At 61.6% G+C, this 25,590-nt stretch carries 28 protein-coding genes; 9 read left to right on the top strand and 19 right to left on the bottom strand.

From position 1 onward, the window contains the following. Nucleotides 1-266 precede the first annotated feature (266 nt). Complete coding sequence (locus tag AC1D35_RS16405; protein ID WP_113301609.1) at nt 267-473, top strand: hypothetical protein; 207 nt, start codon at nt 267-269, stop codon at nt 471-473. 258 nt (nt 474-731) lie between these two features. Next, the gene (locus AC1D35_RS16400) at nt 732-1,787 is read left to right on the top strand and encodes a DUF2336 domain-containing protein (protein WP_113301608.1); all 1,056 of its coding nucleotides are present in this window, start codon (nt 732-734) and stop codon (nt 1,785-1,787) included. Between the two features lie 48 nt (nt 1,788-1,835). Here the strand turns inward: AC1D35_RS16400 and AC1D35_RS16395 are convergent, their stop codons facing one another. Then, complete coding sequence (locus tag AC1D35_RS16395; RefSeq protein WP_113310040.1) at nt 1,836-2,804, bottom strand: AraC family transcriptional regulator; 969 nt, start codon at nt 2,802-2,804, stop codon at nt 1,836-1,838. Between the two features lie 119 nt (nt 2,805-2,923). On the opposite strand from AC1D35_RS16395, the gene AC1D35_RS16390 reads away from it, so the two are divergent. Further along, nucleotides 2,924-3,895: an oxidoreductase gene (locus AC1D35_RS16390; RefSeq protein WP_113310039.1), complete on the top strand. Its 972-nt coding sequence runs from the start codon at nt 2,924-2,926 to the stop codon at nt 3,893-3,895. Between the two features lie 62 nt (nt 3,896-3,957). Here the strand turns inward: AC1D35_RS16390 and AC1D35_RS16385 are convergent, their stop codons facing one another. The 4 genes from AC1D35_RS16385 to AC1D35_RS16370 form a co-directional block, all read right to left on the bottom strand. Continuing rightward, nucleotides 3,958-5,544 (bottom strand): ABC-F family ATP-binding cassette domain-containing protein, encoded by a 1,587-nt coding sequence (locus AC1D35_RS16385; RefSeq protein ID WP_477939094.1) that lies wholly within the window; start codon nt 5,542-5,544, stop codon nt 3,958-3,960. 125 nt (nt 5,545-5,669) lie between these two features. Next, nucleotides 5,670-6,008: a DUF1491 family protein gene (locus AC1D35_RS16380; RefSeq protein WP_113301604.1), complete on the bottom strand. Its 339-nt coding sequence runs from the start codon at nt 6,006-6,008 to the stop codon at nt 5,670-5,672. Between the two features lie 37 nt (nt 6,009-6,045). After that, nucleotides 6,046-7,494 (bottom strand): methyl-accepting chemotaxis protein, encoded by a 1,449-nt coding sequence (locus AC1D35_RS16375; RefSeq protein WP_113310037.1) that lies wholly within the window; start codon nt 7,492-7,494, stop codon nt 6,046-6,048. Between the two features lie 94 nt (nt 7,495-7,588). Continuing rightward, nucleotides 7,589-8,563 carry an oxidoreductase gene (locus AC1D35_RS16370; RefSeq protein ID WP_113310036.1) on the bottom strand — a complete coding sequence of 325 codons (975 nt, stop codon included), beginning with the start codon at nt 8,561-8,563 and terminating at the stop codon, nt 7,589-7,591. A 54-nt stretch (nt 8,564-8,617) separates the two neighbouring features. On the opposite strand from AC1D35_RS16370, the gene AC1D35_RS16365 reads away from it, so the two are divergent. Beyond that, nucleotides 8,618-9,685 (top strand): AraC family transcriptional regulator, encoded by a 1,068-nt coding sequence (locus AC1D35_RS16365; RefSeq protein ID WP_113310035.1) that lies wholly within the window; start codon nt 8,618-8,620, stop codon nt 9,683-9,685. Nucleotides 9,686-9,858: 173 nt separating this feature from the next. Here the strand turns inward: AC1D35_RS16365 and AC1D35_RS16360 are convergent, their stop codons facing one another. Both AC1D35_RS16360 and AC1D35_RS16355 read right to left on the bottom strand, forming a co-directional pair. Then, nucleotides 9,859-10,809: a peptidoglycan-binding domain-containing protein gene (locus AC1D35_RS16360; RefSeq protein WP_477939091.1), complete on the bottom strand. Its 951-nt coding sequence runs from the start codon at nt 10,807-10,809 to the stop codon at nt 9,859-9,861. After that, complete coding sequence (locus AC1D35_RS16355) at nt 10,781-12,346, bottom strand: sensor histidine kinase (protein WP_477939089.1); 1,566 nt, start codon at nt 12,344-12,346, stop codon at nt 10,781-10,783. The genes AC1D35_RS16360 and AC1D35_RS16355 overlap by 29 nt, the downstream gene beginning before the upstream one ends. Before the next feature lie 422 nt (nt 12,347-12,768). Here AC1D35_RS16355 and AC1D35_RS16350 point away from each other — a divergent pair, with 422 nt between their 5' ends. Together AC1D35_RS16350 and AC1D35_RS16345 are read left to right on the top strand one after the other, a co-directional pair. Continuing rightward, on the top strand, nt 12,769-13,308 hold the full coding sequence (locus AC1D35_RS16350) for a DUF5330 domain-containing protein (RefSeq protein ID WP_477939118.1): 540 nt from the start codon (nt 12,769-12,771) through the stop codon (nt 13,306-13,308). Nucleotides 13,309-13,519: 211 nt separating this feature from the next. After that, nucleotides 13,520-13,942: a SufE family protein gene (locus tag AC1D35_RS16345; protein ID WP_113310033.1), complete on the top strand. Its 423-nt coding sequence runs from the start codon at nt 13,520-13,522 to the stop codon at nt 13,940-13,942. A gap of 96 nt (nt 13,943-14,038) precedes the next feature. On the opposite strand, the gene AC1D35_RS16340 is transcribed toward AC1D35_RS16345, so the two are convergent. From AC1D35_RS16340 to AC1D35_RS16295, 10 genes are all read right to left on the bottom strand, one after another. Further along, entirely contained in the window at nt 14,039-14,464 is a 426-nt protein-coding gene (locus AC1D35_RS16340) for a YciI family protein (protein WP_113310032.1), read from the bottom strand. A gap of 297 nt (nt 14,465-14,761) precedes the next feature. Beyond that, nucleotides 14,762-15,193 carry a Ros/MucR family transcriptional regulator gene (locus AC1D35_RS16335; protein WP_007821525.1) on the bottom strand — a complete coding sequence of 144 codons (432 nt, stop codon included), beginning with the start codon at nt 15,191-15,193 and terminating at the stop codon, nt 14,762-14,764. Between the two features lie 438 nt (nt 15,194-15,631). Beyond that, entirely contained in the window at nt 15,632-15,964 is a 333-nt protein-coding gene (gene mnhG / locus AC1D35_RS16330) for a monovalent cation/H(+) antiporter subunit G (RefSeq protein WP_113310076.1), read from the bottom strand. Further along, nucleotides 15,964-16,284, bottom strand: a complete 321-nt coding sequence (locus tag AC1D35_RS16325) for a cation:proton antiporter (protein ID WP_113310031.1) — start codon at nt 16,282-16,284, stop codon at nt 15,964-15,966. Before AC1D35_RS16325 ends, mnhG begins: the two co-directional genes overlap by 1 nt. Next, a complete protein-coding gene (locus tag AC1D35_RS16320) occupies nt 16,281-16,760 on the bottom strand; it encodes a Na+/H+ antiporter subunit E (RefSeq protein ID WP_113310030.1) in 480 nt (159 codons plus the stop codon). Before AC1D35_RS16320 ends, AC1D35_RS16325 begins: the two co-directional genes overlap by 4 nt. Continuing rightward, a complete protein-coding gene (locus AC1D35_RS16315; RefSeq protein WP_113310029.1) occupies nt 16,757-18,304 on the bottom strand; it encodes a Na+/H+ antiporter subunit D in 1,548 nt (515 codons plus the stop codon). The genes AC1D35_RS16320 and AC1D35_RS16315 overlap by 4 nt, the downstream gene beginning before the upstream one ends. 178 nt (nt 18,305-18,482) lie before the next feature. Further along, nucleotides 18,483-18,860, bottom strand: coding sequence for a Na+/H+ antiporter subunit C (locus tag AC1D35_RS16310; RefSeq protein ID WP_113301593.1), 378 nt, complete (start codon nt 18,858-18,860; stop codon nt 18,483-18,485). Further along, the gene (locus AC1D35_RS16305; protein ID WP_113310028.1) at nt 18,860-19,279 is read right to left on the bottom strand and encodes a Na+/H+ antiporter subunit B; all 420 of its coding nucleotides are present in this window, start codon (nt 19,277-19,279) and stop codon (nt 18,860-18,862) included. The genes AC1D35_RS16310 and AC1D35_RS16305 overlap by 1 nt, the downstream gene beginning before the upstream one ends. A 256-nt stretch (nt 19,280-19,535) precedes the next feature. Continuing rightward, entirely contained in the window at nt 19,536-21,896 is a 2,361-nt protein-coding gene (locus AC1D35_RS16300; RefSeq protein ID WP_113310027.1) for a putative monovalent cation/H+ antiporter subunit A, read from the bottom strand. A gap of 133 nt (nt 21,897-22,029) precedes the next feature. Beyond that, nucleotides 22,030-22,233 carry a hypothetical protein gene (locus AC1D35_RS16295; protein ID WP_113301590.1) on the bottom strand — a complete coding sequence of 68 codons (204 nt, stop codon included), beginning with the start codon at nt 22,231-22,233 and terminating at the stop codon, nt 22,030-22,032. A gap of 216 nt (nt 22,234-22,449) precedes the next feature. Between AC1D35_RS16295 and msrB the strand changes: the two genes are divergently transcribed. After that, nucleotides 22,450-22,863 carry a peptide-methionine (R)-S-oxide reductase MsrB gene (gene msrB, locus AC1D35_RS16290; protein ID WP_113310026.1) on the top strand — a complete coding sequence of 138 codons (414 nt, stop codon included), beginning with the start codon at nt 22,450-22,452 and terminating at the stop codon, nt 22,861-22,863. 37 nt (nt 22,864-22,900) lie between these two features. On the opposite strand, the gene AC1D35_RS16285 is transcribed toward msrB, so the two are convergent. Next, nucleotides 22,901-23,965 carry an FAD-dependent oxidoreductase gene (locus AC1D35_RS16285; RefSeq protein ID WP_162748545.1) on the bottom strand — a complete coding sequence of 355 codons (1,065 nt, stop codon included), beginning with the start codon at nt 23,963-23,965 and terminating at the stop codon, nt 22,901-22,903. A 76-nt stretch (nt 23,966-24,041) separates the two neighbouring features. Here AC1D35_RS16285 and AC1D35_RS16280 point away from each other — a divergent pair, with 76 nt between their 5' ends. After that, complete coding sequence (locus AC1D35_RS16280) at nt 24,042-24,581, top strand: GNAT family N-acetyltransferase (protein ID WP_113301655.1); 540 nt, start codon at nt 24,042-24,044, stop codon at nt 24,579-24,581. Further along, nucleotides 24,578-25,324, top strand: a complete 747-nt coding sequence (locus AC1D35_RS16275; protein ID WP_113310024.1) for a class I SAM-dependent methyltransferase — start codon at nt 24,578-24,580, stop codon at nt 25,322-25,324. Before AC1D35_RS16280 ends, AC1D35_RS16275 begins: the two co-directional genes overlap by 4 nt. Nucleotides 25,325-25,416: 92 nt before the next feature. Here AC1D35_RS16275 and AC1D35_RS16270 read toward each other — a convergent pair whose 3' ends face one another. Then, nucleotides 25,417-25,578, bottom strand: coding sequence for a transposase (locus tag AC1D35_RS16270; RefSeq protein ID WP_477939117.1), 162 nt, complete (start codon nt 25,576-25,578; stop codon nt 25,417-25,419). Nucleotides 25,579-25,590: the final 12 nt, after the last annotated feature.

Here is a 25,590-nt window from a genome sequence, read left to right as displayed (position 1 = left end):
AACGCGCAGAATGGTTGTTTGGTTTCAGCCGCGGAAAAGAAAAGTCAGGCTGAAAGTCACCCAATAAAATTAGAAATAATTCATATAGTTAACAGATCTTATTTACTGAAGCGGCGGCCGCGCGGTGGGTGTTGCAAAAATGCGTCACGAAAATACTAATTGCGGCAAGAGACGATGGGTGTATCGTGATCTTATCGGCCAAAAGTTTAAAGCGATGGCCGCTTGGGAGATTATACGTGCTCTTGCTGTCATACGGAGAGCAACCCATGCCCTTTCTGTATAGTTCCGCATTCACCTCAGAAGATTTGGATGTGTTGCGCGGCGCGCTGGATGCGTGGTGCGCGGAGAAGCATCTCGACATCAGAAGTGTCGAAGCGCAGTTCGCTGCTTCGACTGCGCTCGACCTTTACCAGTCGGGCCATGACGATCACGACAAACTGCTGTCGGCACTCAGAGGCCGCAAGGGTCTTTAGATTATTTGCCGGCTATTTATCCACATCCTTAAAAACTGAAAATCGCCCCCGCGCCCGGGCGATCGATTTTATTTTGCCGGCTCATCAAGCCGCAACACGCGAAACGTGTGTATTTCTGTTGCATTTTAATAGAATCTTCAGCATGCATTAACTGTACCGGTGTAGGATTTGTTCATAACCGTATGGTCTGACGCGCGTCCCGCCAGCGCTTGTCGGCCCCATGGTTTCCCGCTTGTTCTGCGTTTTCAGGGTGTTCTTGTGCGTGACCGGTTTCGAGACCTAGAGGGCCCCATGGCCATCAGGAAGAAGGACGTGGTGTTAATGGCGACTGTCAGCAGTTTCGAGAACCTGTCACATCCGACACGCTCCGAACTGCGCCAGTTTGCCGAACTCTTCATGCCGCTCTTCCAGGCCTCTTCCGAAGAGGCAAGGCGCCAAGCCGTGGCAGCCCTTTCCCAATGCGAGAACATGCCGGCAGCCGTTGCGCTCTTCATCGGCAATCAGCCGATAGAGGTCGCCGCACCTTTTCTCACCTCCTCCAAGGCGATCAATGACGACACGCTGATCACGATTGCGCGCACCCAGGGTGCTGCGCATGTAAAGGCGATCGTCAGCCGCGATTCGCTGTCGCCTGATGTCATCGACGCGCTGGTGGCGCTGCGCCAGGCCGAGCCGCGTCCATCCGCTGCCACTGCTCCCGCAGAGCAACACGCCATACCGCTTTCGCCGATGCCTGTCGCGCCCGAAATGGACCAGCAGGAAGCACAACGCATCGCCAATGAAGAGGCGCTACGCGAGCGCATCCGCAGCCTTGCCGGCCATCTCGGCCGCAATGATGAGGACCGCCTTGGCCTTCGCTCGCTGTCAGATATTCAGGAGGCGCTACTGGTGCGCTTTGCGCGCTCGCGGGAAGCCGTGCATTTCGCCACTGCGCTAGCCGATGCGCTGTCGGCCAGCCGCTGGCTTGCGGAGCGCATCATGCTCGACCTGTCCGGCCAGCAGCTCGCCACGACGCTGACGAGCCTTGGCATGGGCTTCCTCGATTCCGTCTTCGTGCTGGAGAAGCTCTATCCGCACCTTGCCGAAGTGCCGCACAATGTCAGCCGCGCCTTCCTCGTTCTCGACGCGCTGGACCCGGAAGAATGTCATGCCCGCGTGGACGCATGGCGGCGCGCCGATAGCTACACCTACAATCCGGAAGCGCCAACCGCAGCAGACCAGCCGGCTCCCGTCGCACAGGCGCAGACCCCCGCCTACCGCTTCATCCGGCAGGCGCCGGTGCGCGATCTCAAGAGCGTCAGCCGGGCGCGCTAGAACATTTCCGCTTTCCTCTGATAACGACAATGTTCCAGCTCTTTGTTTTCACGCAATTCCGGACGCAAAACCGCTGTACGCCTTTGCTGAAACTGCTCCAGCCTTCAAGTGATCGCGACGATACTGCTGCGGCGCGACACCGGTGATGCGCTTGAACGCATTGCTGAAGGCGCTTTCCGACTGATAACCCAGCGAATAGGAAATCGCCGAGATCGGCTGCGAGCCTGATCGCAGCGCCTTGGCGCCAAGCCGCATGCGCCAGCGCAGCAGATAATCCAGCGGTGCCATGCCCGCGAGTTTACGGAAACGCAGGGCGAAATTGGAGCGTGACATGCCAGCGGCTTCGGCCAGATCCTGCAGCCGCCAGTTCCGTGCGGGATCACCGTGCAGGAGACGGATCGCCGCGCCGACGCGCCTGTCACTCAGCGCCTGCGGCCATCCTGGTGTCGTCGCATCGGCCTGATGCAACCAGACGCGGATCAACTCTACGAAGAGAAGCTGGGCCAGATGGTCGGCGGCAGCCGACCCGCCCGGACGCTTCTCATCCCACTCCTCCCCCAGCCGCGACAGCAACCAGCGGATTGCCGTCGCCTCCCGCGACTTGCCGCTGACGAAAAGGATCGGCGGCAGTGCATCGAGGAGCAGGCCGGCATCGGCATCGTCGAAAGTAACACGTCCGCCGACGGCAAACAGGCTTTCGCACGGCAGGTCGGCGTTGATGGAGGCGGTATGATCAGGGCCAAAGATCTCGGACGGCGCCACCGGCGTCAGCACCGGATCGCTGCAGAGAACATACGTGCTGCAATTGACGAGCAGGAAGCAATCGCCAGCCTCCAGCCAGCGTGGCTCGGCACCGTTGGAAACCAGATAACAGCCGCCTTCCAGCACGGCGTTGAACTTCACGCCCTCAGAAGCGAAACGGATCGACCAGCCACCCTTGGCCCTGAGGCTGGCGGAGAGCAGGCTTCTGGCAGAGAGCAGCGACAGGACATCGGAAAGAGGGTCGACAGCAAGCATTTAGGATGATCACGCAGATAGATTGGACTTCAGCGCATGGATAATCCTACATCCGATGCATTACGTCTAGCCCACCTCAGGAGCGGACGAACCGCTCACGAAACAGATGCGAGGATGTCATGCCTACTTCCCAATATCCCCTTCCCTCCGGTCTCGGCCGCTCGACGACTTCGGAAGAAGCACTCGGCAATGCAGATCTGACCGGCAAGCTTGCGGTCGTCACCGGCGGTTATGCCGGCCTCGGCCTGGAGACGGTGCGGGTGCTTTCCAACGCCGGTGCTGCCATCATCGTGCCGGTGCGTGACGTCGATAAGGCCAAGGTGGCACTCAAAGATCTGCCACGTATCGAGATTTATCCGCTCGACCTTTCGGCGCCTGCCTCCATCGATGCCTTCGGGCGGGAATTTGCGGCCAGCGGCCGGCCGCTTGATCTTTTCATTGGCAATGCCGGCGTCATGGCGACACCGTTTGCGCATGACGACAGAGGTTTCGAGCGGCAGTTTGCGACGAACCATCTCGGCCACTTCCAGCTTGCCGCATGGCTCTGGCCGGCGCTGAAGCGCTCCGGCAATGCCCGCGTCGTGGCACTTTCCTCCGGCGGACACCGTTTCTCCCCCATCGATTTCGACGATCCGAACTATCAGCGTCGCACCTATGATGCCTGGAAAGCCTATGGTCAGTCGAAGACGGCCAATGCGCTGTTTGCCCTTGAACTCGACCGGCGCGGGGCAGAGCATGGCGTGCGTGCCTTTTCGGTTCACCCCGGCTCGATCAAGACCGAGTTGACCCGCTATGTCTCGGATGCGGATATGGAAGCAATCGGCTTCCGGGATGCCGACGGCAATATCCCCGCGCATATTGCCGCGCTCTTCAAGACGATCGAACAGGGTGCGGCGACCACCATCTGGTGCGCGACGAGCCACCAGCTCGACGGCATGGGCGGCGTCTATTGCGAGGATTGCGATATCGCCGAGGCACTGCCCGCCGATACGAAGGAGCTGCGCGGCGTGATGCCCTGGGCGATGGACACGGACGCTGCCGAGCGGCTCTGGGCTCTCAGCGAAAAATTGCTCGGCATTTCCTTCGAATAGACAAGCCCTCGCCTCCGCGTGCCGTCATCGCAGAACCTCTGCGCACTTTTGCGCGACATGCTTCAGCGCACCGGCAACTCCAGCCGGCGGGTTATGCCGACCATCTCCAGAAACACCTCGTCATGACTGACGACCAGCAGCGCGCCGTCATAGGCTCTCAGGCCGGCTTCGACGGCAGCGATGGAATCGATGTCGAGATGGTTGGTCGGTTCATCGAGGATGAGCAGCGCCGGCGGTGCCRCGCCGCCGAGAACGCAGGCAAGGCCGGCGCGCAGAAGCTGGCCGCCTGACAGCGTCGAGACGATCTGCAGCGCCGCATCCGCCCGGAACATGAACCGGGCGAGTGCGGCACGGCAGGCGTTTTCATCCGACTGTGGGTTCAACCGCCGGAAGTTGTCGCGGATCGAGGCCTTGGGATCGAGCAGACTGACGCGCTGATCGAGCATGGAGAATGAGGTCAGCACACGAACCGCGCCTTCCCACGGCTGGAGATCGCCCGAGATCAGCGCCAGCAGCGTCGTCTTGCCCGAGCCATTCGGGCCGGTGACGGCGATGCGTTCAGGACCTGTCATATCGAAGGACAGCTTGCGGATGATCAGTTCGCCCGCCTCGTAACCGGCCGTGACCGCGTCGATCCTCAGCACCGATCTGCTTGGCGGCAGGCCGGTCGAGGGCAGCTTGACGGAAAGCGGCTGGAGTATCTCGATGCGTTTGCGCGCCTCCTCGGCATCCTCAAGCGCCTGGGCGTGGCGGCGCTCGGCAAGGCGGGCATTGTCACCGCTGGTACTCTCCGCCTGGCGCTTCAGACCGCCGGCGATGATACGCGGCATGTCCCCCTTGGCTGCCTTCTTCTTGCCGGCGCTGTCCTTGCGCGCCTTGCGCTCGGCCGTTTCCTGCGCGCTGCGGGAAACCTCCGCCACGCGTTTCCTGGCATCCGCAAGATCGTGCTCGGCGGCAGCCAGTTCCAGAGCCTTGCGAGCGCGGTAATCGCTCCAGTTTCCGCCATAGCGCGTGGCGCCGAGCGTCGTGAGCTCGACGATGGCATCCATCGTCTCCAGCAATTCGCGGTCATGGCTGACGATGAGAGCGCCGTGCCGCCAGCTACCGAGAAGCGAGATCACCGCTTCACGGCCGTCGCGATCCAGATTGTTGGTCGGCTCGTCGAGGACAAGAAAATCCGGCTCCTCGAAGATCAGGGCCGCGAGTGCTGCGCGGGTGCGCTGACCGCCAGACAGTGCTGAAAGCAGCGTCTGCGGGCTGGCGGCAAGGCCTGATCGTTCCAGTGCGGCATCGATGCGCGCTTCGAGCGTCCAGTCTGCAACAGCAAGCTCGTCGGCGCTCGCCTCGCCGCTTTCGGCACGGCGAAGAATGGCGAGAGGCTCCGTCGCCCCGAAGAGATCGGCGACCGTCTCATCCGGCCCGACCTGCACACTCTGGCGCAGGATGCCGATCGTGCCGGAAACCGAGATAGAACCGGTCTGCAGCTGCAGCTCGCCGGCGACCAGCTTCAAAAGCGTGGTTTTGCCGACGCCATTGCGGCCGACAAGGCCGGTGCGCTCGGCGCCGAAGCTCAGATCGATATTGGAGAAAAGCGGCCGGCCGTCAGGCGTGGACCACGAGAGATTGGAAAGCGTCATGGATGCAGGCATGGAAATCCCCGATGGCAAGGCGAATTGGCGTTGCGATCAGGTTCATATCCATTGAGCACACATCCTGTTGGTATTGCGGATGGCAGTAAACTAGGCGGGAATTGGCGTAAATTCAAGGCAGGCCGTCAGCCGGCCATCGGGATAAGTTCCGAGACCTTGTCTGTCTCCAGCTCGACGATCCAGAGATCTGGGTCGAACTTGCGCTCGCGGTCCAGCATCTCCCGCACCTTGTCCGGCTCGGCGCGTTCGAGCCGGATTTCGAAGAGGCGGTCGCCGCTGCTCTCCTCATCGAAGAAGCTCTGTGGAGCGGGCGCATAAAGGGTCTCGAGACCGTCGCGGAAGCGCTGGCGAATGAAGATCGCGCCGGCTTCCTCGGCACCCTTCTTCTCTACGGCAGCAAAATCGCCCGCAGAGAAAACCCGGCGGACGAGAGCGGAAACATAGATGTCGGCGCGTAATCTCATGAGCGCGGTATAGACCGCGCGGCAAGTGGCGGCAACGCTATACCTTTACCGCCAGCCGCAAGCCGCCCCAATGCCTGCCGCGGACAGTGATCGGGGCGGAAATATCCTTCATCATGACGAAATTGCCGCCGCCCATGTCCCGACGGTAAGTCTGGACGAGGAAGGGAGCGGTGCTTCTGCCGGCGGCCAGGCCGACGCGATCGTTGAAGATGCGGCGGTTGCGGCAGTTGGCCGTATTCCAGATGGTGTCGCCCGGCTTCTGCGGCTGCGAGAACTTCTTGTTATGGGTCGGCAGGTAGCCGTTTCCATCGACAGCGGCACAGAAGGCGATGCACTCGTCGGAAGCCGCCGCCGGCTCCTGGATCGGCGGCAGCAGGCGGTCGGCGAGCTCGGTGAAAGGCGTCATCATCTGCACCGGATCGGTTCCGGGAATGGGATGATAGTGGCGGCTGAACAGACTCTCCATGCCGATCCCACCCTCTGCGACCACACGCTCCAGGGCATGGGATATCCGGGCGGCGACGGATTGCGCCTGTTCGATCCAGTGGCGGTCGGCTGTCTCGACACCGGCGCTCGCGGTCAGTTGGATCAGCGTTTCCGACAGGCCGACGACACTGTCGACGCGTTTTGCCGCCTGCTGCAGCCGGCAGTTGGAATCGAGCACTTCGGCCGACATTTCGCCGAGCTTGGCGACGAAGCCGGCGCAATCGCGGTCCACGGCCTCGGTCGTATTGGCCATGACGGCGGAGCTATCGAGGATGCGGGTAATCACATGCTCCATGCTTTCGAAGGCGCCGCGCATCGTCTCGGATTTTTCGCTGACGCCAGCAGCACTCTTGCGCGCGCCGCCGCCGACAGTCGAGAGACGGTCGATCTTGACGCGAAGCCGCTCCAGCGTTTCCTGAATGGCGCCCGTCGCCTTGGAGGTCTGCAGCGACAAAGCGCGGATCTCAGAGGCGACGACGGCAAAGCCCTTGCCCGTCTCGCCGGCGCGGGCGGCCTCGATCGCCGCATTGAGCGCCAGAAGATTGGTCTGGCGGGCGATGGTGCTGATCTCGGCGGCCACCTCATCCACATCGGTCAGCGAGCGGGAGAAGTCGGAGATTTCCGTACTGATCTCTTCGGAGGACTGAACCATGTGGCGGATTTCCTCGACCGAGCCGGACAGGCGATCGGCCGATTCCTTCAGCATATGGCGGGCTTCGGAGGCGGTACTATCGGTCTCACGAAGGGAAACGGCGACGGAGCGGTTGGTCTCGGCAATCGACAGGGCCGTGCGGGTGACATCATCGAAGGCGGCGACATGGCGGGCGGACATTGCCGCCATGTCCTGGATGGCGCCGGCAATATCAACGAGATCGACGCCGAGCGTAGAGGCCTCTTCGGCAAGGCGCGAGAGGATATGGCGCAGCGCGGCGCGATCCGGCCCATCCGGTTCATAGACTGGACTTGCGGCATTCTCCTCCACCGCCTTCAGCGCCTGCATGATCGAGCTCCCCCAAGCTATATTAGAGAAGCTTCAAGCAACATGGTTAACAATTGACTAAGAATATCGGGGATTAGACTTAGGTCGCAAGGCTTCAGCTCTGTGTGAGGCCGGTCAGCCTTTCGCTCATCTGCCAGAGTCGTTCGGCAAGTTCCGGGTCGGTCGCCCAGGGACGCACACCGAGCAACTCCTCGGAGTCACCGGGCACGGCCTTGGCGATATCGCAGTTTTCGCAATAGACGCCGCCCATGCCATCGAGCTTGTCGCTGACGGCGCACCAGATGGTGGTTGCCGCACCCTGGGCGATGGTCTTCTTGTTGTTCTCGGGGTCGATGACCGGGTTGCCGTCGGCATCCATATAGCCGCTCGCGAGCAGATATTCACGCGACTGGTGACGGATGAGATCGGTCGTGACGATGCCGCCCGGATGCAGCGAGAAGGCGCGCACGTCGTCTCTTGCGCCTAAAGCATCCAGAGAGACGGCAAAAAGCGCATTGGCCGTTTTCGACTGGCCGTAGGCGACATAGGGCTGGTATTCGCGGCTGTCGAACATCGGATCGTCGAAATCGACGCCGGAGCGGACATGACCGCGTGAGGAGACGGCAACGACGCGGGCGCCTTCGGCCTTCACCAGCGCCGGCCAGAGGCGGGCGGCGAGCTGGAAGTGGCCGAGATGGTTGGTGGAAAACTGCGATTCGTAGCCGCGGCTGTCGCGCGTCAGTGGGTTGGCCATGACGGCGGCGTTGTTGATGAGGAAATGCAGCGGCTCACCGTCTTCCAGGAAACGATCGGCGAAATCGTCGATGGAGTTGGGATCCATCAAGTCCATGTAACCGAGCTGCAGGCCGGGAACGATTTCGGCCGCGGCCCTGGCCTTCTCGATATTGCGGGCGGGCACGATAACCTTGGCGCCGGCCGCTGCCAGCACGCGGGCAGTTTCGAGGCCAAGGCCGGCATAACCGCCCGTGACGATCGCCACCTTGCCCGAGAGATCGTGGCCGGCAATCACTTCTTCCGCCGTAGACGCTGCGCCGAAGCCGGAGCCGATGGGAGCTTGTGGAGTGGACATCGAGTGTTTCCTTTCTAGTCGGACAACATCTACGTCCGGCAAGCGGGATTCTGAATGCTTGTAAATCCCGATTTCTTGCGCCATCGTACAAAGATGACCAGTGATCCTCTCTCCGAAATGCTCAGTCTGCTCGATGCCCGCTGCCTGATGGCCGGCGGGCTGATTGCCGGCGGCCCCTGGGCACTCGCCTTTCCGCAGCCGAACCGCATCAAGATCAGCGCGGTGGCCAAGGGCCGGTGCTGGCTGGTGCTGGACAATGGCAGCGCGCCGATCCTGCTCGAAGCCGGCGACGTAGTCCTGCTCAACGGCAAGCATTCCTTCGTGCTGGCAACCGATCTTGCGGTGACGCCGGCCGATGCCGTCACAACCTTCAAGGACAAGAAGGTCAATGGCATGGCGCGGCACGGCACCGGCGAGGACTTCCTCTATATCGGCGGCCATATCGCGCTTGGTCCGACCGGTACGGCGCTGCTGCTCGACGTGCTGCCGCCGGTCATCCATGTGCGGGCGACCGTTGCGGAAGCCGGCGTGCTGCGCTGGCTGCTCGACCAGCTGGTGCGGGAAATGGCGGCAGGCCAGCCGGGCGCGCTGCTTGCCTCCACCCAGCTTTCGCAGCTCATCTTCGTGCAGGTGCTGCGCGCCCATATCATGACATCGGAGCCGCTGACCGTCGGCTGGCTGCGCGCGTTCGGCGACGAAAAGATTGCGCCGGCGCTGCGCCTCATGCATGCGGACCCGGCGCACGATTGGCAACTTTCGGAATTGGCGAAATCGGCCGGCATGTCGCGCACCAGCTTTGCGCTGCGCTTCAAGACGGTCGCGGGCGTCGCTCCGCTCACCTATCTCACCGCCTGGCGCATGCGTCTTGCCGAACGGGCGTTGCGCGAGGGCTCGACGCCCGTTTCCTCGCTGGCGCTTTCGCTCGGCTATACTTCCGAAAGCGCCTTCAGCAACGCCTTCAAGCGCGTAACCGGCATTGCGCCGAAACGCTACCGGACATCGGCGGCCGTCAATATCGGCCCGATCGAAGAGGTGGTCGATGTCGAAGGACGGGTGCCGACCGTCGACTACCGTCTCCTGCGGCTGTCGAACAGGCCGCCAGCCCTGGCGCGGCAAGTTTGACGACAGGGAATGAAGGGCCGAAGGTTCATCCGGTTTGGAAATGGGCCGACTGGTCGATATCGGCGATGAGGCCAAGGTGCTTCGGCCCCCGGTCCGGCAATTCGCCAGTGGAGCGGATAAGGGAGTTGATCAGGCAATAGGCGCCGTGATGCGCAGCACGGCTTTGATCTGACCTAGAGCGCGCCGATTTCCTTGAGCTTCTTCAGCACGGCTTCACTTGGCTCGCCATTTTCCGGCAAGTTGTAGTGCTTCTGGAAATGTTTGATGGCAGCGCGGGTCTGTTCGCCTGCCACTCCATCGACGCCGACATTTGCGTAGGCCATGTTGGTGAGGCCCTTCTGGATCTTCAGCACCAGATCGACATTGGAAATTCCTGACAGCGGAACCTGCTTCGGCGAGGACGGCGCCGTCTTGACGGTCTTTTCGGCGCTGCGGATGGCGGCTGCCACCGGATCTTCCTCCGTCGCCTTCGACGTCACATCCTCCCGCGGTTTTTCGGCGGGAATGGTCGAGGGGCCGACAGCATCGGTTCTGAGCGCTGCGAGCACATCAGGCGTCGCATCCCCGCTCTGCGCCATACCGACCGTTTCCTCGAAGAAGAGGATGGCCGCACTGGTGCGCGGGCCGATGACGCCGTCGGCATTGCCGTTATAAAGGCCGCGGCGGATCAGCTCCTTCTGGATATCCATGACGAGCTGGTTCGGCTGCTGGGCGGCTGCAGCAGGCGGTGTCGTATCTGTCGTTGCGCCGGCATCGTCCGGCCGCTCGATGCGGAAAGTGGTGACATCGCCCTGCGGCTCGGTCTGCGGACGGAAGCCGATGGCGTTCGGCGCGCCCGGATCGCGGGTGCGGAAGATCGGATGCGGGTGCGAGCCCGRCTGATACCAGAGCGCATTGGCGGCGACGAAAGAGAAGATGACGACGAAGGCGATCGTGCCACCGGCAACGGAGGGATTGCGGCCGATGACGCCGCCAAGCACACCTGCGCCCTGAAGGCCGAGGCCGCCCAGCGCACTCGCGCCCTGCAGGCCGACGCCACCAAGCGCCGCCACACCGGTCATCAAAAGGCCCGGCTGCTGCCGCGCCTTCTTGCCCTTAGGCGATTTTCGCTTGCGCGCGGCCATCGAAGAGCCCCTCCTCCACTTCTGCGGCGACAACCGCACCCTTCAGCCGTGGCGGAAACTCGACCGCCCCCGCATGGCCGGCATCCTCACCGGTGCAGGCGCCGGAACCATCCGCCGCGATCTCGATGGTGATGATGGTGCCTTCGCCCGGCTGGCTGGCGATGGCAAAATGGCCGCCATGCAGGGCGACAAGTCCCTTGACCAGCGAGAGGCCAAGACCCGTGCCCTCGAAACGGCGGGTATAATCATTCTGAATCTGGACGAAAGGTTGGCCGAGTGTGGCGAGCCTGTCGGCGGGAATGCCGATGCCGGTATCGCTGACTGTCAGCTTGAGAATGCCGTCGCGCATGGCCGCATCGACGGTGACCACGCCACCGGCTTCGGTGAACTTCACGGCATTGCCGACGAGATTGATGAGGATCTGCTGCAATGCGCGCTGATCGGCCATCACTTCGCCGATGCCGCGCTGGACGCGGTTCGTCAGAGTGACACCCTTGCTCTTGGCCTGCAGCGCCAGCATCGATTCACAGGATCGGATCGACGCACCGATATCGAAAGGCTCGAGCAGCAGGTCATAACGGCCGGCCTCGATCTTGCTCATGTCCAGCATCGTGTTGACGACGGAGAGCAGGTGCGCGCCGGATTCACGGACCAGGCCGACATATTCGCGCTGGCGGTCGTTTTCGAACTTGCCGAAATATTCGCCGATCAGGATATCCGAGAAGCCAAGGATGGCGTTCAGCGGTGTGCGCAGCTCGTGGCTGACGGCGGCGAGGAAACGGGACTTGGCGTCATTGGCCGATTCCGCGTCGGCCGCACGCGTCTGCGCCTCGGCGCGAAGCCGTTGCTCCACCGACACGTCATGCAACTGGGCAATGACGGCCGAAAGCACGCCGTCCATATCCCGTCGCGCGGTCATGTCCATGCGCAGATAGGCGAACTGGCGGTTATCGCGCGAGACGGAGGGACGTTCCAGCCTGAGATCGACGGTTGCCTTTTCCTCGCCCTGGCGCATGGCATCCAGCGCCTGCAGGAAGAGGATGCGGTCGGAGACATGGACCTGTTCGAAGAAACCCCTGCCCTTCAGATCGCGCATCCAGGTGAGATAGTCGCGCTTGTCGCGGCCACCCGCCGTCGTCACAGCGCCATGAGGGTCGAGGAAGAGCACGAGACCCGGGCTCATTTCAAGGAAGAGATCGTCGGCGCTCGCTGCTGCTGTGTTCGGGGGGATAGCCTGGCGGGAAAGCGCGATGCTGCCGACGGCAGAAAACAGGAAGGCGGCGCAGACCGTGGCGACACCGGCCGGTAGCGCAACAGCGGGGCTGGTGACGATGGAGAGGCCGACCGGAGCGGCAATAAGAGCGGCAGAGGAGAGGAAGACGAGGCGGCGCAGAATGGCGAGCTCGCTCTGGCGCACAGCTTCGCCGCCGCTCGTCCGGGAAAGCCAGCCTGCCGCTGCCCGGTCCACGAGGGCTGTCGCCCGGCCGCCAATGTCACTCAATACACGCACGCAATACCTGCCAAAAAGGCCTTTCATTGACCCGGACAATAGGCCCTCGCGGCTTAAAGAAAGGATAAGGCAAAGTCGCCCTCCACAGCCCAAAAACGCCAAAAGTCCCGTTTTGGGCCATCCGCAATGCTCTTTGAATTTTGTGGTTAATAGCAGGTAAGCGACGGATTTTCCTCATATTTCAGCATTGCGTTAACTCTTGTGGCAAGACGGCGGACCAAAAGCCCAGCAATTGCAGGCAGCGACTGCCACCATGCTTAACGGCGATCGTTAGAATTCGACTGAAATGCCCCGAAAATGCCGATCATTAAAATTCGAGACAAATTTGCCGCAAATGCCAGCGAGTTTCGAAAAGCGGCATTCGCAACTTGGCGGTAGGGTGAAAACACACCGGACAACCGGCCCGATTCGGCAACAAGACCGAACGGGGAAACAGGATGGGCAAGACAATGTGGTTTCTGATCAAAGGATCATTCTGGTTTGGCCTTGTACTCGTCGCTCTCTCGGTTTTCAGCTCGGAGAGCCGCGACAATACCGGCCACACGCAATTGCAGCTTTCCGACGCCTTCACGGCGGCAAGCGGCGCCTATGACTATATGACCGGCATGTGCTCCGAAAAACCCGAGGTCTGCAGCAAGGGTGCTGAGACCTTGACGGCTCTCGGCTACCGGGCCCGCGAGGGCGCCCGTGTCGCCTATGAACTGCTCGACAGCCAGTTCACGGACGATGCATCCAAAATGGCTTCCGCAAAGTCGGCCGTGCCGCAAGCGCCCGTGGCGCTCGCCGCTCCTTCCCTGCCGGACGCCGTGACCAATACCGTGCGTGAGGCACAGGCTGCGCTGAGCCAGCCGATGCCGCACCTGCCGCAGCCCTACCGCCCGCCGGTAGACGAGGGTGTTTCGGCCGAACGGGTCGTGACCGGCACTATCTCGGCTGGCACCATTCCGGCCGGCGYGATCCCGCTGCCGACACCGAAGCCGGCGATCTGACAAATTTTTGCGGGCGACGCCGCCCGTATCCAAGCTTGCATCGGTGGTCCGCATGACGCGGAGATGCCCCATGCCTGACGTGCCTGCCCTGTTTATTTCAGCATTTTGCTGCGCCGCGAGGATGCCCATCCCTCGCGGCTTTTCTTTTTAACGGTTCAAATCTGCGGTCGCTTCGCCTATATGAACGGATAACACTGAAAGGCCTGACAGCATGGCGACCCTCGACCAGATCATCGACGATTTCTCCTTCCTGGACGACTGGGAAGACCGCTACCGATACGTCATCGAACTCGGCAAGGCGCTGCCGGACCTGGCCGACGAGAAGAAGACCTCCGAGAACAAGGTCATGGGCTGCGCCAGCCAGGTGTGGCTGGTAACGCATACGTCCGGCAATCCGGACAATCCGCTGATGAGTTTCGAGGGCGATTCCGATGCGCATATCGTGCGTGGCCTCGTCGCCATCGTGCTCGCCACCTATTCCGGCAAAACGGCGTCCGAAATCGCTTCGCTTGATGCCTTCGAAATCTTCTCCAAGATCGGGCTCACCGAAAACCTCTCCTCGCAGCGCTCCAACGGGCTGCGCTCCATGGTAAACCGCATCCGCGAGGAAGCGCGTGTACGCGCTGCCGCCTGAGGGCGCGTGATCGGTATAATACAGAGCTGCAAGACACACGGCTGAGCGCCCGGAGGAAATCCACCGGACGCCCGTGTATAATGTCCCCTGATGGGACTATTTGCCGTCAGCCATCTTTTCGCGCAGGCGCTCTTCCTGTTCGGCAAGCTCCGGCGTGAAGGCTTCGCCGAAATCAGCGGCTTCGAAGACCTGGCGTATCTCGATTTCGCTCGGGCCTGGCATCGGATTGGGGCAACGCTTGATCCATTCCAACACCTCGTCCATGTCCTTGACCTGCCACAGCCAGTAACCGGCGATCAGTTCCTTGGTTTCGGCGAAGGGGCCGTCGATGACGAGGCGTTTCGGGCCATCGAAAGCGACGCGCTTTCCCTTGGACGACGGATGCAGGCCTTCGCCAGCCAGCATGATGCCGGCATTGACCAGATCCTCGTTATATTTGCCCATGGCCTCCAGAAGTTCAGTCGAGGGCATGACGCCTGCTTCACTGTCTGCTGTCGCCTTGACGATGACCATTACGCGCATTGTCTCTTCTCCTCTTGTTTACGGCGGCATGAGTGCCTGCCTGTCTGAGATCTCCGCTTTCTTCGAAACACGGAGATGCCCGATCTCTTTGCTTTCACGCAATTCCGAACGCAAAACCGCTGCGCACTTTTGCGCGACATGCTCTAGAGACGGATGAGCAATCGCGGGGCCGACATTTTTTGCCGTGCTTTTTTTGAAGATAAATGACGAGGGCCGAAAGTCATTCGATGGGACGACCGGCAAATACAAAAAAGCCGGGCAACAGGCCCGGCTTTTTATCGTCCAGCTGTATAATATTCAGCCGCGACCGCGCTTGCGGCGCTGTCCCAGGCCCATTTCCTTTGCGAGGCGCGAGCGCGCTTCGGCATAGGCTGGGGCCACCATCGGGTAATCGGCAGGCAGATCCCACTTCTCGCGATATTCTTCCGGCGCGAGATTGTGATGCGTCATCAGGTGACGCTTCAAGGACTTGAAGTTGCCGCCACATTCCAGGCACGTAATCTGCTCGTCCTGTACGGACTTGCGGACAGAGACTGCGGGCTTCTGCTTTTCGACGACCGCTGCCACCGGCTGCGGTACGGATGTGTTGCTCAATGCCGAATGTACGTCGGAAATCAGATTGGCCAGGTCGCTGACCGGGACAACGTGGTTGCTGACATAGGCCGCGACGATATCGGCCGTCAGTTCCACAAGCAGCTCCGGCGCATTGCCGGTCGCCATATCCGTCATATTCTTTCTCCTGTTAGCATGCTCAAATGGTCCTTCTCCCAAAAGACAAAGAACCCTCGTCGCAGAGCCAAACAGCAAAAGAGCAGGCAGCAGCCTTTGTTTCGAAAAACCGGAAATCCACCCCTAGATTCCGAAGACCGTATTTCTGCGCTAATACTGCCTGAAAGTGAGCTACTACGTATTCTTCCAGGCCATCACCCAGTTAGACATTGGCAATCAAGGCTAAGGGACTTGGAAGCAGTACGATTCTAATTCACAATCAGAACTCTACTTAGTTTTTCAAATAGCATCGTTTTCCAAAAAGGCCAATTATTAATTGTGATTTTCCTAGAAAAAAAATCCATCAMAAAGAATTGGTCAGCAGTTCAGCAAGCTTTACTCGTGCTTCCAGTGCATAAGTTTGCGTAAAATTGCTTAAAATTCTGAATAGCCCTCATCCTAGCGTATTCGCATATCGTCACGTACTGAGGTAAGGACCGGGAAATGTCCAGTTTTATGCGAAGCTCTCGCAAGAAGGTGTGCAGAAACCGGCGCCGTCAAGATGAAAAAGAGGAAACCGGCGAGCGCCCTCACAAGCACGGCAAGTTCACCTGAGTAAAGACCGGCGGCAAGCAACAACAGGCCGGAACCGACCGTGCCGGCCTTGGAGGCGGCGTGCATGCGCGTGTAGAGATCCGGCAAGCGCACGATACCGATCGCAGCCACCAGCGCGAACAAGGCGCCAGCCACCAGCAGGACCGCGGTGATTATCGCCAGCGCGTAGTCCATCATCATTCGCTCCTCCTTCGCGTCACAGGCCCAGCTTCTCCCGCCTTTCCGCGCGAGAGCACGAAACGGGCGAAGGCGACCGTTGCCAGGAAGCCGACGAGGCCGAGCGCAATGGCGATATCGATGTAAAGCGAGAAGCCGGTACGCACAGCGACGACGGCGATGAAGCCGATCGCGATACCCGTCAGCATGTCGAGCGCCAGGATTCGATCCGGCAGGCTGGGGCCGACGATGACCCGCCAGACGGTGACAAGCAAGGCAAGGCAGAGGATGCCAAGCGCTGTTATGGCCGCGGCGGAAACGATGGCGGCGGGCGTTATCATCCGAAGGCCTCCATGATGCGGCGTTCGAAACCATCAGCAATGCCGCGCCTGACCGTCTCCGGATCGGCGCAATCCAGTGCATGGACATAGAGCGTGCGCCGATCCTCGGAGACATCGACGGAGAGTGTTCCCGGCGTCAGCGTGATGAGATTGGCAAGCAGGGCGATCTGGAAATCGCTCGTCACGCTCAGTGGGAATGCAAGAATGCCGGGTGCGAGCTGCATGCGCGGCGACAGCACCGTCAGCGCCACCCGCCAGGCGGAAAGCGCCAACTCCTTCAGGAAAAGGCCGGCCAGCAGGAGGACGCGCAGCGGACGGATACGGCGCGGCAGCGAACGGCGGGCAAAGGCCTCACGCACGACAGCAAGCGACAGCAGCGACAGGGCCAGGCCGAGAACGAAATTATGCGGCGAAGCGCTGCCTGTCACGGCAACCCAGGCGATGGCAAGTGGCAGGCTGAGGAACAGGACGATCATTGCAGAGCCCCTTCCGGAAAGACGGAGAAGATGTAGGCGGAGGGATCCGCCAGCCCATCGGCTGCCGACCGGACGAGCTGCAGCAATTGCTCCGGCAGGATGCCGAAACCGATGACGAGGATCGTCAATGCCGCAAGCGGCAAACCGGCCGTCCAGCCGGTCCGCATCGGCGGCAGGAGCAGCGGGGATGGACGCCAGTAAGCGAGCAGGAAGACACGACCGATGGTGATCGTCAGCAGGAAGCCGCCGAGCAGGATCGCGCCGGCCAGCCACCAGGCACCAAGATCGAGCGAGGCCTTGACCAGCAGCACTTTCGGCCAGAAGCCGGAAAAGGGCGGCAGGCCGCAGGCGGCGAAGAGCAGCATGAACGAAATCGCCGCGAACCAGCCGTTCTGGCGATAGAGACCACCGAGCGCGGCAAGCGAGAAGGAGCCACCCCGCCTTCCCGCCTCGCCGACGAGAAGATAGAGCGCCGTCATCAGTACGACCGAATGCAATGCGTAAAAGACCGCGCCACCCAGGCCGTCCGCCGTGCCAAGAGCAGCGCCGATCAGCATGTTGCCGATGCCCGAGATCACCACATAGCCGAGCAGCCGGCGCAGGTCGGTTTCGGCGAGAGCGCCCAATGCGCCGACGAGGACGGTCAGGGCACCGACTATGGCTATCAGCAGGCTGAGTTCATCCCGTTCGGCCGGCAGCAGCATGACGAGGACGCGCAGCAGTGCATAGACACCCACCTTGGTCAGCAGGCCGGCAAAGAGCGCGGAAACGGCAATGCGCGGCGTGTGATAGGAGGCCGGCAGCCAGAAATTGACCGGAAAGGCCGCGGCCTTCATGGCGAAGGCGAGCAGAAAGAGGCAGGCAAGCGTCATCAAGGGCGCGGTGCCGGCAAGGCCCGCTGACCGCTCGGCGATATCGGCCATGTTGAGCGTGCCGAAGCTCGCATAGAGGATGCCGACCGATATCAGGAACAGCGTGGTGGCGATGAGGTTCAGCACCGCATATTTCAGCGCGCCATCGATCTGCGCCCGTTCGGAGCCAAGAATCAGCAGGCCGAAGGAGGATATGAGCAGCACCTCGAACCAGACATAGAGGTTGAAGATATCGCCGGTCAGGAAGGCGCCAGTGACACCTGATATCAGCAGCATCAGCAGCGGGAAGAAACCGTATCTCCGGCCGCTTTCGGTCGTATCCGACAGAGCATAGATGCCGGTGGCCAGGGTCGCCACAGCGGCAGCGAGCGCCATCAGCGCGCTCAGAATATCCACTGTGAAAGCGATGCCGAAGGGCGGCAGCCAGCGGCCCATGACCATGGTGAGCGGGCCGTGTTGGACGACCTGCCGCAGCAGAGCGGCGTCGAGAAGCACGAGAACGGCGAGGCCGGTAATGGCGATCCATGCCTGCAGGCGGGGAAAGCTGCGCAGCATCAAGAGCAGCGCGCCGAGGCTGATGCAAAGCGCGACCGGCAGGATCGCCAGCCAATGGACCAGCGGGATCGGAGCGGTGACCATGGCGGCAGAAAGATCGGAGACGGGGGCGGCCATTAGGCGGTGCCTCCCATGAGGGGGAAGATCGGCTGGAAGCGCGGGCTTCCCCAAACAAGAAGCGTCCCAAACTGCAGTACGTCAGCGATGTGCGAAGGTCGGGCCACGGGTCGATCTCCCCCCTTGTGGGGGAGATGCCCGGCAGGGCAGAGGGGGGTGAGCATCCGCACAGCCATCCTCAATACCCCAACGGCGGTAGCGGCCGGTCTTCAGGTTCGGCATCATGCATGCGGGTCGTATCGTCAGTGCCGAGCTCCTGATAGGCGCGATAGGTCAACACCAGCAGGAAAGCGAGGAAGGAAAATGAGATGACGATCGCGGTCAGGATCAGCGCCTGCGGCAGCGGATTTGCGGCACCCGATGGCAGTATGTCAGCGCCAGCGGGGATGATCGGCGGAACTTCCCGGGTCAGCCTTCCTGCCGTGAAGATCAGAAGGTTCACGGCATTGCCGAGAATGGCAATGCCGAGCATGATGCGGATCGAGAACCGTGACAGCATCAGATAGACCGCGGCCGAAAAGAACAGGCCGACGAGGATGGCGAAAAGCGCTTCCATCAGTCGACCTCCCTTTCTTCCAGTGCCAGCGCAATCGAGGCGACTGCGCCGAGGACGACGAAATAGACGCCGAGATCGAACAGCATGACCGTCGAGAGCGGCACTTCCACACCGAAGAGGACGGGATAGACCCAGAGGCCGGTCATGAAGGGCACGGCAAAGAGGACGGAGATCAGGCCGGCGAGGCAGGAGAGCAGCAGCCCGAAGCCGGCAATCGCCAGCGGGTGGAAGCGGATCGCCCGGCGTACTGCTTCCACACCGAAGGCAATGCCGTAGATCGCGAGCGCCGAGGCTGCGATCAGCCCGCCGATGAAGCCGCCGCCGGGCTCGTTGTGGCCGCGCAGCAGGATGAAGACGGAGAAAAGCAGCATCAGCGCGGTGATGAAGGGGGCGATGGTGCGGAAGATGAGGGTGTTCATGGCGTGCCTCCATGAAGAGGCGTAACTGGATAGGCCGAAGACCGACTGCAAACGTTCAAGTGGTCTGTCCGGGGCAACCCTCTGTCCCTCTTTCCTGTGCTTGCCACAGGTATCCAGCCACTGCGCGTCCACGCCGTGAACAACTCATACGCTACAAGGGAAAGGGTCTTCTGTGTCCAAGGACCTGAACACACTGGATTCCTGTGACAAGCACAGGAATGAAGGAGCTTGGGAAAGCGCGGCGGGCTGGCAAACATCATTCTGCGCCCTCCGCGTCCGGATCGTTCGTTGCCAGCCGCCGCTCCGTATTGCCGCGAATGCGGATGAGCGCGAGGATCGCCAGTCCCGTCACCGCGACGACGGCGATTTCGCCGAGCGTGTCCGTGCCGCGGAAATCGACGATGATGACGTTCACGACATTGGCGCCGTGGGCGATCAGCTTTGAATGGGCATTGAAAAAATCGCTGAGCGCCGTGTTGAACGGCGCCTCCGTGGCCCGCATCAGGAGTAGTGCCAAGCCCAGGCCGCAGGCGAGCGAAAGGGCGATATCGAAGAGACGGCGGGCGCCGTGGCGCGGATCGGTCGGTGAAAGGCGCAGCCGGGTCATCACGAGGGCGAGGATGACGACCGCGAGCGTTTCGACCATGAACTGGGTAAAAGCGAGGTCGGGGGCGCCGAAGAGCAGGAAGATCAGCGCAACAGCGAAACCCTGAATGCCGAGCGAGACGATCGCCGTCAGCCGGTCGCGGGCGATCAAGACGGCAAGAAGGCCGAGCACAGCGATGAGCATGATGCCGGCTTCATGCAGGCGCAGGTCGTTGGGCCAAACAAAAGTCGCCGGAAGTTCGCCGTGGGTGACGAGCGGCACGAGCAGAATTGCCGCGACGCAGAGGAAGGTACAGGCGACGTAGATATCCAGACGTCCCGGCTGGACGATACCGATGACGCGATGGGCGAAACGGACAAGCCCGGCGATGGCGTGATCGAAACCACGATCAGGGCCGTGGGCGGAACGCAGCATATAGGCCACGAGCGCACGGGCGCGATCGAGCTGCCAATAGACGGCGATGCCGAGCACTATCGTCAGCAGGGACAGGGCAAGCGGCACGCCGACATGAGGGACAAGCGAAATGGAGACTGCCATGGGCCGGCCCGCCACGGCGGAAGCCATTGGCGAGGAAATCATGCGATTCGTGACGCCGGAAAAGAATGCGGCAAGCGGACCTGCCAGAGCAAGAACGGCCGGGCCGAACCAGAGCAGGATCGGCGCCTCGTGCGGATGTTTCGGTGTCTCTACCGGCGGGCCGAAGAAGGGTCTCAGCGCCACGGCAAAGGCGATCGCGAACATCAACGCATTGCCGAAAATGGCGACTGCGGTGGCGAGGATGGAATAGGGATCGCCACCGGCAAGTGCCGCATAGATTTCCTCCTTGGCCAGGAAGCCGAAGAAAGGTGGCAGGCCGGCCATGGACATTCCGGCGGTTATGGCGATCGCAAAGGTGAGCGGCATGGCCTTTCTCAGGCCCCGAAGTCGTGTGATGTTCCGCGTGCCGGTCTCATGGTCAATGATACCCGCGACCATGAAGAGCGCTCCCTTGAAGAGCGAATGCGCCACCAGATAAAGCACCGCCGCTTCGACGGCATAGGCCGAGCCGAAGCCGGTCAGCATCACCAGCAGGCCAAGGGACGAAACGGTCGTATAGGCAAGCTTCAGCTTCAGATCCGTCTGGCGTATGGCGAGCACGGAGCCCACAACGAGCGTCAGGCCACCGAAGACGGGCAGCAAGACCTCCCATGCTGGCGTCGCGCCCATGACCGGGTTCAGCCGCATCAGCAGATAGACGCCGGCCTTCACCATCGTGGCGGAATGCAGATAGGCGGAAACGGGAGTCGGCGCTTCCATGGCGTTCGGCAGCCAGAAATGGAAGGGAAACTGTGCCGACTTGGTGAAAGCGCCGCCGAGCACCAGCAGCAGCGCCGCCAAGTAGAGCGGGCTGCCCCTGACGACGTCGCCGAACTGCAGCAGGTCGGATAGCTGCGCGACGCCGGTCATGTCCCAGAGGATGAGCAAGCCGGCGAGCAGCAGCAGCCCTCCCCCGCCTGTCACGACCAGCGCCTGGAGTGCTGCGCGTCGTGCCGCTTCCCGTTCATGATCGAAACCAATCAGCAGGAAGGAGGTGATCGAGGTGAGCTCCCAGAAAATGAAGAACATCAGGAAGCTGTCGGAGATCACGACGCCCAGCATCGCGCCCATGAAGAGAAAGATGAAGGAGAAGAACCGGCCCTGATCCGGATGGCCTTTGAGATATCCGCCGGCATAGAGCACGATCAGCGTGCCGATGCCGGTAATCAACAGAGCAAAGGTGAGCGACAATCCGTCGAGGAACCAGGAAAAGCGGACGCCCAGGCCCGGCACCCAGTCATAACCGCCGGTTACGATTTCGCCGCGCGCGATCTGCGGCACGAGACGCAGGAAATGCAGGAAGGCGAGCAAAGGGGCGACAGCGAGCGCCCAGGCGCCGCCTGCGCCCAAGAGGCGGATGATGACGGGAGCGGCGAGAGCACCGATCAGCGGCAGACACAGGGCCAAAAATGTCAGAGCCGTGACATCGGCCATGTCCCCTCCCTGCAGCACGGATGAAGGCCGGCAAAACCGGCTTTTTCCAAGGCTTAGGTGAATCGGCTGATAGCCTCAAGCGATTTCGGCAACCCGCAATGGATGCAGGCGGCTGTGTTCGCAGGTTTGACGTTCAGGAAAAACGCGTGGCGAGACGGGAAACGGAACCGTGCAGGACGAAGAAAACAAGCGGCAGCGGCCAGAAAAGGCAGGCGATCAGCCCGGCAATGCGGTGCACCGTCCAGCGATCATGATTGACCCAGCCTTCCAGCAGGCTCATGCCCAAGGCGATCGCGGCGACTGCGCCGTATAGAACAATAATCAGAGTGTGAAACACCGTTTGTCCCCGAAACACGCAGTATTAAGCTTAATGGCACATTAAAGATAAAGCACGGGTGATTCGTCGTCTTGCCCCAAATTGAGTAGATGGCGAATTGGGCGGTGAGACGGCAAGGTTTGATCCCGAGGCCCGATCCCAGACTTGATCAATCGCGCTCAGCGCACCACATTTGCGCACGAAAGAGATTGCCCCCATCGGCGAAAGGAGCACTCCATGGCCGAAACGACCGCTACACCGAAAGTTCACAAGACCGATGCCGAATGGAAGGAACTGCTGACCCCCGAGCAGTACCGTATCACCCGCGAGCACGGCACCGAACGCGCCTTTACCGGTCCCTACTGGGATTCCTTCGAGACCGGCCTCTACCGCTGCGTCAGCTGCAATGCGCCGCTCTTCCGCTCGGACACCAAGTTCGATGCCGGATGCGGCTGGCCGAGCTATTTCGAGCCGGTTTCCCCTGACTCGGTGACCGAGCATCGCGACAGCACCTATGGCATGGTGCGCACGGAAATCCGCTGCGGCACCTGCGAGGCCCATCTCGGCCACGTCTTCCCGGACGGGCCGCCGCCGACCGGCCTGCGCTACTGCATCAACGGGCATTCGATGGTTTTCGAACCCGGCAAATAAGGGAAAAACGGACCCCATCGGGTCCGCTTTTTTCATATCAGGCCGGCAGCGGTACGAGCGGCGAACGCTGCCCGTCCAGCACATGCTCTGCGGCGAGCCGCCCGAGTAGCGGCGCCAGGATGACGCCCGGATGGCCGACGGCGACATAGGCGCCCTCAATGCCGGGCAGGAAACCAAGCCGCGGCATTCCGTCGGAAAAGAAGGGCCTATAGCCTGCGGCAGCCTCGACGAGCGCCACGCCATCCGGCAGGTGCAGGCGCTCGTGCATCACTTTGAGTATCCGTTCGCCAATCCTCTTCGGCGCATTCTCTGCCGTATCGTCGATATAGCCCTTGGCGACATGCAGTATGTTATCCCCCGACTGGCGGATTTCCAGGCCGGGGCCGCGGAGGATACGGTTTACGACGGGCGCGGTGCAACTATAGCGCAGGATGATCGAGGGCGAGGCTTCGACGGCGCTGCGGAAGCCGACGCTTTCTGCCAGTTTGTCAACGGCGGTTCCACCTGCCAGGATCACAAGATCGGCTTCGACCATGCCGCCATCGGCGAAGCGTACACCGCTCACTCTGTCACCCGAAAGGATGAGGTTTTCGACCTTGCGGCCGAACGTGGCAGTCGCACCGGAGGTATCGATCAGGTCCCGCGCCAGCCTTGCAGGATCGAGCGCGAGATCGCGAGGCGAGAACATGGCGCAGGCTGGAGGCTGGCGTAGATTGGGCTCCCATGCGGTGATGGTCGCGGCATTTACCAGTTCGACATCGGTCCCTTCAGCGCGATGGGCTGCGGCGAAGGCCTCAGTCTCGGCAGCACCTCCAAGCCAGAACAGCGAGCCGGGACGTGCGGCGACAAAAGCATCCGGCAGATCGGCCTGCAGGCGGGCATAGTCGGCGAGCGCCTCCTGCACCAGGCGGTAATTGACCGCTCCCGGAGCGATATTGATGATATTCACCCAGCCGAAGGCGCGCGCCGTCACGCCGCTGCCCGCCTGCGCGCCCTCTTCCACCACATGGACGGCGGCCCCGCGGCGGGCGAAATGGAAGGCGAGTGATGCGCCGACAATGCCGGCGCCGACGACGATGACGCTTATCTTTGCGGATGCCATGGCGGGACCTCTCGTATAAAGCGAACTGAAGAAGTGGGCGCGGCTTAGGCGCGCTCCATGACAGAGGGATGAAACAATGGCCATCATCCGGGAAATCCTGCGCAGCGATCGGCTGATGTTGCGCGAAATCACCGTTGCGGACCTGCCGGCGCTTGAACGCATCTTCGGCGACCCGCTGTGCATGCGGTACTATCCTTCAGTGAAAGATGCCGCGGCAACGCGCGATTTCTTGAACAGGCTCGCCTTTGAAAGCTACGAGAAGAATGGTTTTGGCCTCTGGGCGATGATCGATCGCAAGAGCGGCGATCTGCTCGGCGACTGCGGGATCACGTTGCAGGAGACATCGCGCGGAATGGAGCCGGAGCTAGGCTATCATCTCTGGCCGGATTACTGGGGCAAGGGCTATGCCACGGAGGCCGCGACTGCCTGCCGCAACCATGCCTTCTCAGTCATGGGATTGTTGCGCCTCGTCAGTATCGTCAGCCTGGCAAATCTCCCCTCGCAGAAGGTCGCCGGGCGGGTGCATCAGCGACGGGAGATCTTCAGCAAGCAGAACGCGGCCGGCGAAACAGTGGAACGCTATCTCTACATCAGCGAGAAGAATTCAGGCGAATGAGCAAGATTTCCGATGATCCCCTCTATCGAGACCCCGCGCTCGCACAGTTCTACGATACCGCCAATCGCTGGGGGCCGGATTTCGATTTCTGCATGAAGCTGGCGGAAGGCGCGCAGTCTGCGCTTGACCTCGGCTGCGGCACCGGCGAACTGACGGCCGCCCTTGCCGCGACGCGTATCGTCACCGGCGTCGATCCTGCTGTAGCGATGCTCGATATCGGCAAGTCGCGGGCGGGTGGCGATAAGGTGGAATGGGTCGAGGGTGACGCTCGCACCGTTCGCCTCGGAAAGAGGTATGATCTCATCGTGCTGACGGGGCACGCCTTCCAGGTCTTCCTGACGGAAGAGGACCAGCGCGCCGCCCTTGCGACGATCGCCGCACATCTCGGCCCGGCCGGCCGGTTCGTGTTCGATACGCGTAATCCCGGTTTCCGCGGGAAGCGCGATGTACGCCATGGCAGCGTGCGCCAGCTCGAACATGCAGACCTCGGTGCGATCGAGGCCTCCGACAGGTCGCATTACGATGAGGCGACCGGCATTCTTTCCTATGAGAACGGTTATCGCGTGCTCTCGACCGGCGAGCACTTCTCCGGACGCTCGAAAATCCTCTATACGTCGCGCGACAAGCTCTCCGGCTTGATGCGCGATGCCGGGCTGACCGTCGACGCCTGGTACGGCGACTGGGAGGGGAGCCCCTTTCATGCGCAGGCGCGCGAGATCATTCCGGTCGGTCGTCTCGCCTGAGCACGAAAGGCTCTATCTCTTTGTTTTCACGCAATTCCGGACGCAAACCGTAGTGCATTTTTTGCTGCAATTGCTCTAGGCTCCAGACTCAATCAGGCCCACCAAATGACGATGGCGGCGATGTAGCAAGTTGCCGCGAAGTTGAGCATGAGCTTGTCATATCGAGTTGCGACACGCCTCCAGTCCTTGAGGCGACAGAAAGCACGTTCGATGATATTTCTCCGGCGGTAGGCGACGGGGTCGAACGGTTTGATCTGCTTTCGGGT

This window comes from Rhizobium sp. P1_E6, assembly GCF_056405875.1.
The sequence above is the reverse complement of the archived record's forward strand: the minus strand, read 5'-3'. Positions and strand labels throughout refer to the sequence as shown.

Bases quoted from the DNA above. Each gene is read 5' to 3' on its own strand.
- AC1D35_RS16405 (WP_113301609.1), top strand. From the start codon at position 267: ATGCCCTTTCTGTATAGTTCCGCATTCACCTCAGAAGATTTGGATGTG.
- AC1D35_RS16395 (WP_113310040.1), bottom strand. From the start codon at position 2,804: ATGCTTGCTGTCGACCCTCTTTCCGATGTCCTGTCGCTGCTCTCTGCC.
- AC1D35_RS16390 (WP_113310039.1), top strand. From the start codon at position 2,924: ATGCCTACTTCCCAATATCCCCTTCCCTCCGGTCTCGGCCGCTCGACG.
- AC1D35_RS16380 (WP_113301604.1), bottom strand. From the start codon at position 6,008: ATGAGATTACGCGCCGACATCTATGTTTCCGCTCTCGTCCGCCGGGTT.
- AC1D35_RS16375 (WP_113310037.1), bottom strand. From the start codon at position 7,494: ATGCAGGCGCTGAAGGCGGTGGAGGAGAATGCCGCAAGTCCAGTCTAT.
- AC1D35_RS16370 (WP_113310036.1), bottom strand. From the start codon at position 8,563: ATGTCCACTCCACAAGCTCCCATCGGCTCCGGCTTCGGCGCAGCGTCT.
- AC1D35_RS16365 (WP_113310035.1), top strand. From the start codon at position 8,618: ATGCTTGTAAATCCCGATTTCTTGCGCCATCGTACAAAGATGACCAGT.
- AC1D35_RS16355 (WP_477939089.1), bottom strand. From the start codon at position 12,346: ATGAAAGGCCTTTTTGGCAGGTATTGCGTGCGTGTATTGAGTGACATT.
- AC1D35_RS16345 (WP_113310033.1), top strand. From the start codon at position 13,520: ATGGCGACCCTCGACCAGATCATCGACGATTTCTCCTTCCTGGACGAC.
- AC1D35_RS16340 (WP_113310032.1), bottom strand. From the start codon at position 14,464: ATGCGCGTAATGGTCATCGTCAAGGCGACAGCAGACAGTGAAGCAGGC.
- AC1D35_RS16335 (WP_007821525.1), bottom strand. From the start codon at position 15,193: ATGACGGATATGGCGACCGGCAATGCGCCGGAGCTGCTTGTGGAACTG.
- mnhG (WP_113310076.1), bottom strand. From the start codon at position 15,964: ATGATGGACTACGCGCTGGCGATAATCACCGCGGTCCTGCTGGTGGCT.
- AC1D35_RS16325 (WP_113310031.1), bottom strand. From the start codon at position 16,284: ATGATAACGCCCGCCGCCATCGTTTCCGCCGCGGCCATAACAGCGCTT.
- AC1D35_RS16320 (WP_113310030.1), bottom strand. From the start codon at position 16,760: ATGATCGTCCTGTTCCTCAGCCTGCCACTTGCCATCGCCTGGGTTGCC.
- AC1D35_RS16315 (WP_113310029.1), bottom strand. From the start codon at position 18,304: ATGGCCGCCCCCGTCTCCGATCTTTCTGCCGCCATGGTCACCGCTCCG.
- AC1D35_RS16310 (WP_113301593.1), bottom strand. From the start codon at position 18,860: ATGGAAGCGCTTTTCGCCATCCTCGTCGGCCTGTTCTTTTCGGCCGCG.
- AC1D35_RS16305 (WP_113310028.1), bottom strand. From the start codon at position 19,279: ATGAACACCCTCATCTTCCGCACCATCGCCCCCTTCATCACCGCGCTG.
- AC1D35_RS16300 (WP_113310027.1), bottom strand. From the start codon at position 21,896: ATGGCCGATGTCACGGCTCTGACATTTTTGGCCCTGTGTCTGCCGCTG.
- msrB (WP_113310026.1), top strand. From the start codon at position 22,450: ATGGCCGAAACGACCGCTACACCGAAAGTTCACAAGACCGATGCCGAA.
- AC1D35_RS16285 (WP_162748545.1), bottom strand. From the start codon at position 23,965: ATGGCATCCGCAAAGATAAGCGTCATCGTCGTCGGCGCCGGCATTGTC.
- AC1D35_RS16280 (WP_113301655.1), top strand. From the start codon at position 24,042: ATGGCCATCATCCGGGAAATCCTGCGCAGCGATCGGCTGATGTTGCGC.
- AC1D35_RS16275 (WP_113310024.1), top strand. From the start codon at position 24,578: ATGAGCAAGATTTCCGATGATCCCCTCTATCGAGACCCCGCGCTCGCA.